We start from the raw sequence: 12565 nt of genomic DNA on the forward strand, positions 1-12565 counted from the left end.
ACGTCTCCACCGTCCGCCGGGCCCCCCACCACCCCCTCGTCCCCCTCGCAGCCTCGCTCTCCGAGCGGACCGGCCCGGTGTACGGGGAGGGGGATATCGGCCCGCTGGACCACGACCTCACCAAGAACGCCGCCAAAAACGGTGAGCCGCTGGGCGAGCGCATCATCGTCAGCGGGCGGGTCCTCGACGAGAGCGGGCGAGCGGTGCCCAACACGCTCATCGAAATCTGGCAGGCCAACGCCGCCGGGCGCTACATCCACAAGAACGACCAGCACGATGCACCCCTTGATCCTAACTTCGTGGGTGCGGGCCGGACGCTCACCGATGAGTACGGGCGCTATCGCTTCATCACCATCAAACCCGGAGCCTACCCGTGGAGAAACCACCCCAACGCCTGGCGTCCTGCCCACATCCACTTCTCGCTGATCGGGCGCAACTTTAGCGAACGCCTGGTCACCCAGATGTACTTCCCCGGCGACCCTCTGCTCGAGCACGACCCTATCTACCAGGGAATTCCCGACCCCAAAGCCCGCCGGCGGCTGATCGCCACCTTCGACCTCGAGCTCACCCGGCCCGAGTGGGCTCTGGGCTACCGCTTCGACATCGTGCTGGCCGGCTACGAGCGGACGTACTTCGAAGAAGGAGGCCACTGATGCGCCCACAATCCCCCAGTCAGACCGTGGGCCCCTTCTTTCACTTCGGCCTCGTGCGGGAGGGAGGGAACATCCTGGCGGATGAGGAGGCCCTGGGCGAGCGGATCGTGATCCGGGGCCGGGTGTTGGACGGGGAGGGAGTGCCGGTGGACGATGCGCTGGTGGAGATCTGGCAGGCCGATGCGCTCGGGCATTTCCGCCACCCCGCCGACCCCCATCATGCCCAGGCCGACCCCAACTTCAGGGGCTTTGGCCGCTCGGCTACGGTGGGCGAGGGCTTCTGCTTTCATACGGTAAAACCAGGGCCAATCGGCCAGAACCCGGTGCCTTACATCAACGTGCGGGTGTTCGCCCGCGGCATGCTGACCCACGCTGTCACCCGCATGTACTTCTCCGACCACGACAACACCCAAGACCCCACCTTCGGCAGCTTGGACCCCCTGCGCCGCCAGACCCTGGTGGCCCAGCGCCGCGAAACCCCGGGCGGCATCGTGTACCGCTGGAACATCCGTTTACAGGGGGAAGGCGAGACGGTGTTTTTCGAGCTGTAGACCTGTAGGATATGCCATTTTTACCAGGCGAGTCGAGGCTGTTTGGAGGGGTTTTCGGCGACGAGGCCCTAGCCGCGTTGTTTTCCGATGAGCACCAGGTGGCCTGCATGCTCGAGGTGGAAAGCGCTTTGGCCCAGGTGCAAGCGGACTTGGGCCTCCTTCCTGCGGAAGCCGCGCGGGCCATTGCCGCCGCCGCCGCTCACTTCACTCCCGACTGGGCGGCCCTGGCTCAGGCCACCGCCCGCGACGGAGTACCTGTAGCCGGACTGCTTGCCCAGCTCCGGCAGGCGGTAGAACCCAGCTTCGCGCCTTACCTGCACTGGGGAGCCACCACCCAGGACATCCTGGATACCGCGCTGGTTCTGCAGCTACGGGCAGCGCTGGAGCTGCTGGAGGGCAAACTGCGCCACACCCTGCGGCCTCTTGCAGACCTCGCCGCGCAACACCGCCACACCCTGATGGCCGGGCGCACCCACTCCCAACAGGCCCTGCCCATCACCTTCGGCTTCAAGGTCGCCGGCTGGATGGCTCCGCTGTTGCGGGATCTGGAGCGCCTGCAGCAGATCAAAGCCCGGCTGCTGGTGGTGCAGCTGGGGGGCGCGGTGGGCACCCTTGCGGCTTTGGGGTCGGATGGCTTGCGAGTACAGGAGGGTCTCGCTCGAGCGCTGGGCCTGGGGGTGCCACTTTTCCCCTGGCATACCGCCCGCGACAACCTGGCCGAGTTGGCCGGATGGCTCGCGCTTTTGAGCGGCAGCCTGGCCAAGATGGCTCAGGACGTCATCCTGCTGGCCCAAAGCGAGGTAGGCGAACTGCGCGAGAGCGCCGAGCCCGAGCGGGGTGGCTCCTCCACCCTGCCGCAAAAATCCAACCCCGTGCTCAGCGAAGTCATCATCGCCTCGGCGCGGGCCAATGCGGCTTTGCTCTCCTCCATGCACCACGCCCTGATCGCCGAACACGAGCGGGCCACGCACGGCTGGCAACTGGAGTGGCTGACCCTGCCCTCGATGCTGGCCCACACTGCTGCCGCCCTAAACCAGGCCCGCTACCTGAGCGAGCACCTGGTGGTGAACACCGAGCAAATGCGCTCGAACGTGCTGGCCTCGAGGGGCCTGATGCTGGCTGAAGCCCTCAACTTCGCCCTCGCCGAGCACATGGGGCGCACGCAGGCCAAAGCCCTGATCCGGGAGGCGGTCGAGGCGGCCCGGAGCGAGGGGCGCCACCTGCTGGAGGTGGTGCGGGAGCGGGTGAGCTTCCCCATCCGCTGGGAAGCTCTGAAGGAGGAAAACTACCTCGGCTCGAGCCAGCTCTTCATCGACCGGGTGTTGCAGCAGGCGGAGGAGGTTTTGCATGGATGAGGCACTCATCCTCGGCGTGGCGTTGGGATATGTGGCCATGGGGGTTTTGAGCGCTCGTGGCCTCCGCTCGCCACGGCACTCGGGAGGGATAGGGTGAAACGCGTTCCACAAATCACTGCGGAAGAAGCAGCAGCGAAAGTCAAGGACGGAGATACCCTGCTGGTCGGGGGTTTCGGAATGACCGGCAACCCCGTGCATCTGCTGCACGCCCTGGCCCAGACCTCCGTCAAGAACCTCGTCTACGTCGGCAACAACGTGGGTGAAGCTGGCTTGGGTGGTGGGCGCTTGCTGCGCAACGGACAGATCAAGAAAGCCATTGGCTCGTACTTCACCTCCAACCCCGAAGCCGTCAAAGCCGCGCAAAGCGGGGCCATCGAGGTCGAACTGCTCCCCCAGGGCTCGCTGGCCGAGGCCTTGCGGGCCGGGGGGGCGGGCCTTGGCGGGTTTTACACGCCCACCTCTGCTGGAACCCTGCTCGCCAGGGGCAAAGAGACCCGCGTCATCGGCGGGAAGGAATACGTGTTCATCGAGCCCCTGCGGGGCAACGTGGCTTTTATCCGGGCCTGGAAGGCCGACACCGCCGGCAACCTGGTCTATCGCATGACCGAGCAAAACTTCAACAAGGCAATGGCCACCGCCGCCGACTTAGTGATCGCGGAGGTCGAGCACATCGTGCCGGTAGGCGAGATCGACCCCAACGAGGTGCACACGCCGGGCTGCTACGTGGATTACCTGGTGGAAGCCAGGATGACCCCGGAGGACCTGGGCTCCTCGGCCTCGGTGGCAAACTCCATCAAGAAGGTGGACCCGCTGCGCCTGAGCATCGCCCGGCGCGCGTTGCAGGAGCTCAAGGCGGGTGAGGTGGTCAACCTCGGCATCGGCATTCCTACCCTGGTGGCCGACCTCATCACGCCCGATATGGGTATCATCCTCCACACCGAGAACGGCATGCTAGGGGTGGGGCCAGCGCCCGAGGAAGGTGGAGCGATGGATTACCCGGTAAATGCTGGCAAAATCCCGGTAACTGCCCTGCCTGGCGCTTCCTATTTCGACAGCGCCGACTCCTTCGCCATGATTCGCGGGGGGCACGTGGACGTGGCGATCATGGGTGGGTTGCAAGTAGACGAAAAGGCCAACCTGGCCAACTGGGCCGTGCCCGGCAAGCCCTTGCTGGGAGTGGGGGGCGCGATGGACCTGGCCTCGGGAGCTAAGAAGCTCATCATCACCATGACCCACACCAACCCCGACGGCTCCGCGAAAATCGTCCCCGAGTGCGATCTGCCCCTTACCGCGGTGGGAGCGGTCGACCTGGTCATCACCGAGCTGGCGGTCTTCGGCTACCCAGGTGGAAGGCTCACGCTGCTCGAGCTGATGCCGGGGGCAAGCCTCGAGGAGGTTCGGGCCAAAACCTCGGCCAGGTTTATCGCCAAGGTGTAAGGGGCGCGGCAGGATTTGACCTACATTCCCGAAGAAATCCGGGGCCAACGGGAAAGGTTGAGATGCGAGCGCTGTTGGTGGAGGAGCATTGGCGGACCGGGGCTTCGATTCACAGCCTGGCGAGGAAGTATGGGGTAGACATTGGCAGAAGCCAGCACCGGCTGAGAACCCACTGATAGAAGCTCCCGTAACGTCGCGCTACGTCCTGGCCGAGGAACTTGATGCGTCCAGGGGTGGACCGCAGCAGCACGGTAATCTGACGCACGAAGGTGGTCTTCCCTGCCCCGTTGGGGCCGAAGATCCCCAGGATCTCTCTCCCTGGTGGATCTCGAGGGAGATCGCATCGTTAGCCAACACCCCCGCACCCCGTAGTGTTTGGTGAGCTCGCGGATGACGTAGAGGTTCACAGCGGCCCCCGCCCCGTTTATGGCTTGGTCACCTCGGCCCCATAGGTCGAAGCTTGCGCAGTAAACAGCTCATAGTAACGCCCGCCTTTCCGCAGCAGCTCTTGGTGCGATCCGTCCTCCACGATCTTGCCACCCTCCAGCACCAGGATGCGGTCCGCCATGCGCACGGTGTTCAGCCGGTGGGTGATGAGCAGGCTGGTCTTCCCGCGGGTTAGCTCGCGGTAGGCAAGGAAGAGCTCAGCCTCGGCCTCGGCGTCCAGGCCGGCGGTCGGCTCATCGAGGATCAGCACCGGGGCATCCCGGTACAGGGCCCGAGCTAAGGCGATCCTCTGCCACTGCCCGCCGGAGAGTGCCTGCCCCTGCTCGTCGAACTGTCGCCCGAGCATGGTGCCCCAGCCCATTGGGAGACTCTTTATGACGCTATCGGCCTTTGCCAGCCGGGCAGCTTCCTCGAGCCTGCGGTCGTCGGGGTTAGCCGAGACCTTCGCAACCAGGATGTTCTCCCTGGCTGTGAGGTGGTACCGCACGAAGTCCTGTAGGATGACGCCAAAGATGGCCCGGTACTGCTCGAGCGGGAACTCGCGGATGTCCACCCCATTCAGCAGTATGCGGCCTTGCTGCGGGTCGTATAACCGGGTCAGCAGCTTCACAATGGTGGTTTTGCCGGCCCCGTTCACGCCGACCAAGGCCGTCGCTTCCCCTCCCCTCAGCTCGAACGAGAGGCTCTCGAAGACCGGGCGTGAGGCACCTGTGTAGGTAAAGCCCACATTCTCAAACACGAACTGGTACTCTTCGGAACTCGGCAACGGTCTGGGGGTGGCCGGCGGGCGGATCTTAGGGCTGAAATCGAAGAACCTGTCAAGGTCGCTGAAAAATAGCGAGTTTTCCAGCAGTTCCCCCAGGTTCGCCAGCGCGAGGGAGAGGTTATGCCGAACCGCTACAAGCGCTGCGGCCAGGAGCGTGAAGTCACCGAGGGTGATGCGCCCCGTGGCTGCCTGGTACGCGACGAAGGCCAGGGCCAGGTACTGAGCCCCGGCGGATACGGCAGCCGCCGTAACAAAACTCTTCCCGGTGACCCAGGCCGCTCGCAACCGCCGCTTGATCACCCGCACGGCATACTGTTGGCGCTGAGCGAGCAGCCAGGGGGCGAGGTCAAACAGCCGCAACTCCTTGGCGGCTCCATCGGACATCATCAAGCCGTCGAAGTATGCCGCCCGCCGGCCATCGGCTGTGGACACGTCGTAGGAGGTGAAGGTGATGTGGCCAGAATCCCTAGCCGCGAGCGCGGCGGGGACGAGGGCAATCAGGATCGCGACGACGAGCAGCGGTTGAAAGGCCAGGATCACCAGGACGAAGCCGGCAACGGAGATCGTCTGTTGCAGGGCCGTCACCAGGTTCAACACCATCATCATGGGCCGAAAGCCCAGCTCGCGGTTGGCTTTGGTCAGGGCGTCGTAGTTCTGGGGAACCTCAAAAAAGTCCAGATCGAGCTGGCTGGCGTGCTGGCAGACCTGGATGCTGAGCATCTGCCACAAGCGCTCGCGCAGGACGGCCTGGTAAATGTTGCTTAACTGAAAGGCCACGGCTAGGGCCACCGCCAAAAGACCCTCGGCCCCGACCAGTGCCCAAAGCCCCGCCGTAGCTCCCCTGCCGCTGGCCAGGTGATCCACAATGAGCTTACCGAAGTAGCCCATGGCGGGGGGCAGAAGGCCCTGCAGGATCGTTAGCGCGAAGACAACGTACAGGTGGGATGCCCCTGCATCCCGGAGGAGCCGCAAGGCTTTCGGCACCACCCGTAGGGCAGCAAGTCCCTTTTGCATAGGCATCCCCATCCTCAGCTAGTTGACTGCTTTGCTGCTGGCAGCAAGCGGAATGCCTGGCACGAGAGACGATATGCGACCTCTACCTCACGGAGGTACACTTCGTCCATAGGACTCCCCACCGGGAGGAACACGAAATCTATGCCCTCGACGGGGGGCCCATCGGTGGTCAGCACTCTTCGCTCTCGGAGTTCAACAGCTACACGGTAACCAACCGGGAGTCTGCGATTGATCCAATCGGCAGCTTCTCCAAGGCGGTGCATAAGCGATGCTCGTTCATGCAGTGGCATCAATTTCTGGTACACTTTACGGAACGTACCACGTTGAGCCAAGTATACGCAGGGACAAAACCAAAGGAACTAATCCAGTGGCCCAGTATGTTTCGATCATCTGTGGAAATCCAAATTCTTTTTTGATTTTCTGCTGCGGAAAAGCTTGAAACACGTTTTATCATTTGGGCAATAAGATCGTAATAATATTCTCTAGCTATGATTTTTCTTATTTTGTTTTCACCCTTGCAAAAGGACTGTAGAAGCTGATGTGTTCAGTGTGGGGATAGACAGCAAATTTCGGTAGAAAACTTGGAAGGTGAACCATGGAGGTACCTTTCCCACATAGTCTAGCTCAAGTTCGTAGATTTGTCTTAAAATCCGCATATCATTTCGACACTGATCCAGCGAAAAGTAGCTCGATTCCGGTTCAGAAACGGTTATATCGGTAATTCCCCCTCTTTGTTCAATATCCAAGACCCAGTCAACGATAGACTTTCGCGGAAAGAAGCCGAAACTTTGAAGTATAGGCCAAAGCGGGTGGCTCCCGAGTACGCGCGAAGTTATTTCGGCTTCGTCAACATATGCCTTCTCGAGAATGTGACTGATGAGCACCCTGATTGCAGAGATGCCGCCGCTACTGTCTGGACGATAAAACCAGCTTACAAAGAACTCCTCCGGGCGCATGTAGAGATTGCAACAAGATAAAAGCTCATTGCCTTCCCAAACGCCCCAGCGTGACAGCTCCCCTGCATAAATCATGTCCTTCCTCGCCAAATCCTGGTCAGTAAAGGTAAATTCTGGCCACATTGCATGCATGACTTGGAGGAACGGGCCATAATCCTTTGACTCGTAAGGGAGGACGATGTAGCGCGAAATATCTTCCATAACCCACCCGCTTAGGCTTTGCCAGCTTCGGCATACTTCGAGGCTTGAAGGGTCCAAAGCGAAAAGTACTCTCCCCGCATGGCCAGCAATTCCTGGTGTGTGCCGCACTCCACCAATCTACCCTCCTTGAGCACCAGAATCCGGTCGGCCATCTGTACCGAGGCCAGGCGGTGGGTGATCAGCAAGGTGGTTCGTCCTTTCGAGATGGCTGCGAAGCTTTGGAACATCTCGTGCTCGCTGCGGGGGTCCAAGGCCGCGCTGGGCTCATCCAAAATCAGAAGGTCCGCCTTGCGAAAAAGGGCTCTGGCGATGGCCAGCTTCTGCCACTCACCTCCGGAAAGGTCGGTCCCCCCAAACTCCTTGCCAAGGAGGGTATCGTACCCACTTGGAAGTCTGTCGATGACCGGGCCTAATCCCGCGTTGCTAGCGGCTGCCTCCAGGGCTTCCTGAGTTAGAGGGCGCTCTGGGTCGCCTATCCCAATGTTCTGGGCGACGCTGAACGCGTACCGGCCGTAAGTTTGAAAGATGGCCCCCACTCGGGAACGCCACTCTTCCACCCTCAACTCTCGCAGATCGCTTCCACCCACCAAGATCCGGCCCTCGAGGGGATCGTAAAACCGCAGCAGCAGCTTGACCAGGGTGCTCTTTCCGGCCCCATTTTCACCCACCAGCGCCACCGTCTCGCCGTAGCGGATGTGGAAGGACACATCATGCAGAACCTTACGCCCATCTGGGTAGGCAAAGCTAACCTTCTCAAAAACGATCGAAGGCCTGTAGGGCACAGGGAGAGGGTGGGCTGGGTTGTTCACCTTGGAAGATGCCCTCAGGAAACGGAAGTAGTGGTCAAAAAACAAGGAGCGCTCAAACAGATAACCGAGCGACTCAATAAAGCCTTGAATGCTCGTTTGCATTTGGATGATGCTCTGAACAACTAGGGCTACCGAACCGACCGTAAGCACTCCCGCTATGGAGGTATTTACCGCCCAGGCAAACACAACCCCAACAGCTGCCAGCGAAACTAGCATGGGAAGTACCGTCCTGCTCATTTCCATGGACCTCACCTTCCGCATCAAGCGATGGGATTCCTCAAAGCGCTCGCCGTAGCGCTTTCTCAGCCAGCCGAAGAGGTTGTAGAGGCGCACCTCTTGGGCATGGTCTATGCCCAGCGCCAGCCGACTGTAGTACTCCAGCGCGCGCGCGTTCTCGCTACGGCTGACCAAAGCGCGCCATCCCACTTCCCGTAGATGCAAGGTGGCCCGCGCCAGCGGAACCGTGCCTACGAGCAACAACAGTGGCATCCATAAGGCGTATGGCGCCAGCAGCACGAGTAGAGCCAGAACGGTAACAAGCTCACGAAAGGTGAAGACCATGTTCACCACCAGGTTGAGCGGCCGGCTCTTAGCACCTTCCTGCAGCGTCTTGACATCGTCATGAAACCCCTTCTGCTCTAGGAGATCCAGCCCTCTTATCTCCTCCGCCTTTTGCATAAGTTGCAGGTTGATATAAGCAGTGAAGCGCTCGGCAACATTTCCTTGCAGGATCTGACTGAGCGTGCCGAACAGGACTCCCAAAACCTGACCCAAGATCCAGACCAAGACCAGGGCTACTACGCGTGTCTGCTCACCGCTAACCAGCCCATCGATGGTTAACTTGCTAATGTAAATCGCTACTGCTGGAACCGCCCCTTGCACAAGTAGAAGTAGGACGAGTGTGCTAACCTCTATAGGTGTGCATCGCCATAGCAGCCAAGTAGCCTGGGCCACCCGGCACAAGGCAATGCCTAAAAGGCCTTTATTTGCTAACAAGTGAATCCTCCCTCTTTCGAGTTATTCGGCTTGCTCGTTCGATCTCTGCTCGCAAGATATCAACTGATCGATCTCTGTAAGACTTATCGAATTCAACCATATTTCTCGCCAGATGCACTACCGCAGATTCTGCAAAGAAGTTTGGATACTCTTGATCGAAGCCATCAAAGATGGAACGTTGAGCTGGCCTGTGGTAAAAGTAGGGGATATCAAAACGCTTCAGATCCGCTACCTCATACCCGATAAACTGATTTAAATCTGTAGGTGATTTAGCCAGCTGGTGTCGTAAAAAACTTCCTATGGATTCAGGTTCTGCACAGTAGCGAGGTTGTTGTATAAGGCGAATTAGCATCGCATAGTAAACCGTCGGACGTATAATGAAACGAGGTCTGCAGTGACCGAGCGCCGACCACCAGTTCGGAGAAAAAATCCGCTCTACACGTTTGGTTATTCGATCAAATCCGTACCGGTAGCCCTCGATAATAGACTCTACGTAGCTTCCCGGTAGATAAATTTGATCGCCAAAAATGGGATTGTTCTGGGTGTTTGGTGCTGGCACACCGTGGAAAAGAATTTTCATTTCATCTGTTTGATCATTTTGAACATAAGGAAAAACCATGTGAACCCGATTATTTGAAGGTGCTTGGATTGCTGCGCTGAAACGAAATCCGTCAAGATCATCAGGAATTTTTTGCACCAGCATAGTAAATAAAGGAGAGCGGTTTTCCCTGTTCGCAGATCCAGGCTGGAATAACGTTTCGGTGTCTACCAAAATCTGGATATGGTCCGAAGGCAATTAGGTTTTCGGTGTGCCCATCGGTGTAGTTTAAGTAATCGGCAATTGCCAGCAATACACCTGTTCGACGATAATAGTCGTCGATTTCATAATACTCAGAACAGCTTTCGTGTGGGATGAACTCAATCCAACCATAGCCAACCCTGGCCATAACCCGGGCATACCTGAGATCGAACGGTTTTGGCAACTTTAGCAGGTCAATAAACGAACCGAAAAGAACATCAGATACTAAGTCTGTCGGTTTATATATGATTTTGCTTCCTGATTGTAATTCGAGTAATATGGGTTGCCGTCCCATACGATGGCGATCCGACGAAAGAAGAGTAATTTTCTTTATCCGCGCGGAGCTTTCCTCCGTGAGCAGGAACTGCTTGAGACGTGTCCAGTCAGCGTGAAATCTGGTCAAGCATTCAATGAGGTTGTTAATCGAGTAAACAAGGGCATCCGACACGGCATTGAATAAAAAGCCGTACTTTGTCCTAACTGCTCTAAGGTGAGGGGCCCATCCCTCAGAATCAAGGAAGAAACTACGGTAGCGGCTTTGCGTAGTACTTCCTTGTAAACTTGTTTTTTGTTTGGCCAGAGTAATCTCATAGGCAAACACGGGAGCCATGCTGCGATCAGCATCGTCAACAAGGCTATTAAAAAAAGGAAGCAAAGCCTCGATTTCTACGGTATGGGGATTCCTGGAACTCAATAGTCTCGCCAAGCCAGATTCGATGGCCTCCAGATAGAAAAAGGCACGGTAAGCGTCGGGGAACTCTATCCTGTCAAGAAAATCTTGAATGTGTAGGTAGCCAGGCATACTTACTTGAAAAGGGAGGGCAGATTACACCCTCCCTTCGGCAGTTATCACCAGGGTCGACCGTAAGCCGCTAAGACTTTACCAATGGGCACAGAAGTTTTTGCAATAGCAGGGATGCTCAAATTGGGAGCGGCGGTAAAGTCTTCACAGCTGTCAGTTCCACTAGCACAGCACTTGGTAGTTTCGCAACTATCACACAGCAATCTGTAGGCAAGTTCATCAATTTTGAGTTCACTCAAGCCAGTTATGGCATCCAAGTGGCTTGCCATTGCTACAGTTTCCATCCCTTTACCTCCTTTTGAGTTCTATCCATGTGCTCATGCTCTGTTGCAAACCTAGCACGTGTCTAGACCTTGCAACTATGCTTATCAAACTAAGCAATGAAGCTATACGTTATTTCACCTCCCCTCCACGTAGAATCCCTAGGGCACCCTCAACCTAGCACCCCCCAGGTAACCAAACCCCCTCTCAGAATGGTGACCTTCTTAACTCATTTTGGTTACCTTCTGACTCGGTTGGTTACCTGGGGTTGGCTAGGGTGGAGGTATGCGCAGAGCGATTCTGTTTCTGGCCCTGCTGGTCTTGCTGGCTCTGGCTTTCCGGGATGCAGCCTACGCCTGCGCCCGCCCCGACTGCTTCCCCCCAGGTGCGGTGCGTTCAGGCGGGCCTAGCGGTACTGGGCGCTGAGCCTTCTTGCCCAGGCCAGCACCGCCGGGTAGCGGGGGTCTTGGGCGGGGAGGCGCTGGAGCAGGGCCTCCCAGAGGGCGAGGTCATCTGGGAGTTTCTGGGCCAGCCGGTAGAGGGGTTCGGGGTCGGGGTGGTCGAGCACCCGCCGTTTGAGTTGCTCCTCGATCCGGTTCCGCAACGCCTCGACGCCCGGGGCCTGGCTTCTGGGCAGGAGGGGGCCCTGGTAGAGGGCCAGGGCTGGGTGAAGCTGATTTTGCTGCAGGGCCTCTTGAAGCTTCAGGAAGTCGGCCTCGATGGGGGTGAGGAGCCGGTAGGGGCGGTTTTGGATATCGAACCCCTGCTGGCGCAGGCGGCAGAGCTCGGTCTTGAGGGCCTGGGGGTTGGGCTCGGAATAGAGTTCATGGGCCAGGGCCTCGCCCGTTATGCCTTCCGGGTGGGCTAGGAGGAGGGTGAGGAGTTCCAGGCTGCGGGGCCGCAGATTGGGGTAGCCCTGAAGCTGGGCCTTTCCCAGGGTCTCTAGGTAGGGGGTGGTCAGGTTGAGCGTAGGGAGTTCGGCTGGCAGGAAGAGGGCTCTGGCCTCGGGGCGCAGGGAGCAGGCCATGCTGCGGTAGGGCTCGGGAAGGGGCTGGCCCTCCAGGGCGCAGAGGTGGGCCACCGCCCGCAGGGCCTCCTCGGCCCACTCGGCTTCCAGGGCGGGGAGGCTCTCCTCCAGCAGGGGGCGGGCCTCGAGCTGGGGGTAGCGGTAGAGCCCCTCGGCCAGGGCCAGGAGGGCCTGGGGCAGGGGTTCTCTGGAGGGCTGGGCCCGGGCCGCCCGCAGCAGGCGGGTGAGATGGGGGTGTGCAGTGGAGGAGGGTTGCGCAATAGACAGTACACGGTGCTTGAAGAGCTGCACCAGGAGAGGCAGGTCGTAAGCCAGGAGGGGACTCCGGCTATGCTTCAGAAGGGCCTGAAGTAGCTCGGGGTTGGCCTGGCCTTGCATGCCTTGTAGCAGCAAAGATAGCCACAGCGCGTAGTAGCGCACCGCGGTGGCCGACCTGGCGGTGGAGGACGGAAAAATTGTCCAGGTCGGCCCGGAACTGGGGGCGGGCCGGG

The 12565-nt window shown here is 59.2% G+C and carries 13 protein-coding genes; 5 read left to right on the plus strand and 8 right to left on the minus strand.

Features of this window, described 5'->3' with window-relative positions:
* The 4 genes from pcaH to Mrose_RS19685 form a co-directional block, all read left to right on the plus strand.
* Positions 1-653 (plus strand): protocatechuate 3,4-dioxygenase subunit beta (pcaH, locus tag Mrose_RS16080; protein WP_119279990.1); only part of this gene is annotated, 653 nt, incomplete at its 5' end.
* Entirely contained in the window at positions 653-1204 is a 552-nt protein-coding gene (gene pcaG, locus Mrose_RS16085) for a protocatechuate 3,4-dioxygenase subunit alpha (RefSeq protein WP_119279992.1), read from the plus strand. The genes pcaH and pcaG, both read left to right, overlap by 1 nt.
* An 11-nt stretch (positions 1205-1215) precedes the next feature.
* Positions 1216-2559: a 3-carboxy-cis,cis-muconate cycloisomerase gene (pcaB, locus tag Mrose_RS16090; RefSeq protein ID WP_119279994.1), complete on the plus strand. Its 1344-nt coding sequence runs from the start codon at positions 1216-1218 to the stop codon at positions 2557-2559.
* Positions 2560-2652: 93 nt separating this feature from the next.
* On the plus strand, positions 2653-3996 hold the full coding sequence (locus Mrose_RS19685) for a 3-oxoacid CoA-transferase (protein ID WP_119279995.1): 1344 nt from the start codon (positions 2653-2655) through the stop codon (positions 3994-3996).
* A 109-nt stretch (positions 3997-4105) separates the two neighbouring features.
* Here Mrose_RS19685 and Mrose_RS19850 read toward each other — a convergent pair whose 3' ends face one another.
* From Mrose_RS19850 to Mrose_RS18655, 7 genes are all read right to left on the minus strand, one after another.
* Positions 4106-4306 carry an ATP-binding cassette domain-containing protein gene (locus Mrose_RS19850; protein WP_220452352.1) on the minus strand — a complete coding sequence of 67 codons (201 nt, stop codon included), beginning with the start codon at positions 4304-4306 and terminating at the stop codon, positions 4106-4108.
* 114 nt (positions 4307-4420) lie between these two features.
* Entirely contained in the window at positions 4421-6223 is a 1803-nt protein-coding gene (locus tag Mrose_RS16105) for an ABC transporter ATP-binding protein (protein WP_182482874.1), read from the minus strand.
* A gap of 509 nt (positions 6224-6732) precedes the next feature.
* The gene (locus tag Mrose_RS16110) at positions 6733-7380 is read right to left on the minus strand and encodes a hypothetical protein (RefSeq protein WP_119279999.1); all 648 of its coding nucleotides are present in this window, start codon (positions 7378-7380) and stop codon (positions 6733-6735) included.
* An 11-nt stretch (positions 7381-7391) separates the two neighbouring features.
* Positions 7392-8975, minus strand: a complete 1584-nt coding sequence (locus Mrose_RS16115; protein WP_147371686.1) for an ABC transporter ATP-binding protein — start codon at positions 8973-8975, stop codon at positions 7392-7394.
* A gap of 196 nt (positions 8976-9171) precedes the next feature.
* Complete coding sequence (locus Mrose_RS19690; protein WP_119280003.1) at positions 9172-9981, minus strand: DUF4135 domain-containing protein; 810 nt, start codon at positions 9979-9981, stop codon at positions 9172-9174.
* Positions 9866-10786 carry a DUF4135 domain-containing protein gene (locus Mrose_RS19695; RefSeq protein ID WP_119280005.1) on the minus strand — a complete coding sequence of 307 codons (921 nt, stop codon included), beginning with the start codon at positions 10784-10786 and terminating at the stop codon, positions 9866-9868. Before Mrose_RS19695 ends, Mrose_RS19690 begins: the two co-directional genes overlap by 116 nt.
* 47 nt (positions 10787-10833) lie before the next feature.
* Positions 10834-11070, minus strand: coding sequence for a hypothetical protein (locus Mrose_RS18655; RefSeq protein ID WP_147371687.1), 237 nt, complete (start codon positions 11068-11070; stop codon positions 10834-10836).
* A gap of 262 nt (positions 11071-11332) precedes the next feature.
* Here Mrose_RS18655 and Mrose_RS19005 point away from each other — a divergent pair, with 262 nt between their 5' ends.
* Positions 11333-11473, plus strand: a complete 141-nt coding sequence (locus Mrose_RS19005) for a hypothetical protein (RefSeq protein WP_182482876.1) — start codon at positions 11333-11335, stop codon at positions 11471-11473.
* On the opposite strand, the gene Mrose_RS16130 is transcribed toward Mrose_RS19005, so the two are convergent.
* Positions 11454-12565: hypothetical protein (locus tag Mrose_RS16130; protein WP_119280007.1), on the minus strand; the 1112-nt coding region annotated here is incomplete at its 5' end. The genes Mrose_RS19005 and Mrose_RS16130 overlap by 20 nt on opposite strands.

The sequence above is a fragment of the Calidithermus roseus genome (assembly GCF_003574095.1).
Taxonomy (GTDB): domain Bacteria; phylum Deinococcota; class Deinococci; order Deinococcales; family Thermaceae; genus Calidithermus; species Calidithermus roseus.

Bases quoted from the DNA above. Each gene is read 5' to 3' on its own strand.
- Mrose_RS16110 (WP_119279999.1), bottom strand. From the start codon at position 7,380: ATGGAAGATATTTCGCGCTACATCGTCCTCCCTTACGAGTCAAAGGAT.
- Mrose_RS18655 (WP_147371687.1), bottom strand. From the start codon at position 11,070: ATGGAAACTGTAGCAATGGCAAGCCACTTGGATGCCATAACTGGCTTG.
- pcaG (WP_119279992.1), top strand. From the start codon at position 653: ATGCGCCCACAATCCCCCAGTCAGACCGTGGGCCCCTTCTTTCACTTC.
- Mrose_RS19005 (WP_182482876.1), top strand. From the start codon at position 11,333: ATGCGCAGAGCGATTCTGTTTCTGGCCCTGCTGGTCTTGCTGGCTCTG.
- Mrose_RS19695 (WP_119280005.1), bottom strand. From the start codon at position 10,786: ATGCCTGGCTACCTACACATTCAAGATTTTCTTGACAGGATAGAGTTC.
- pcaB (WP_119279994.1), top strand. From the start codon at position 1,216: ATGCCATTTTTACCAGGCGAGTCGAGGCTGTTTGGAGGGGTTTTCGGC.
- Mrose_RS16105 (WP_182482874.1), bottom strand. From the start codon at position 6,223: ATGCAAAAGGGACTTGCTGCCCTACGGGTGGTGCCGAAAGCCTTGCGG.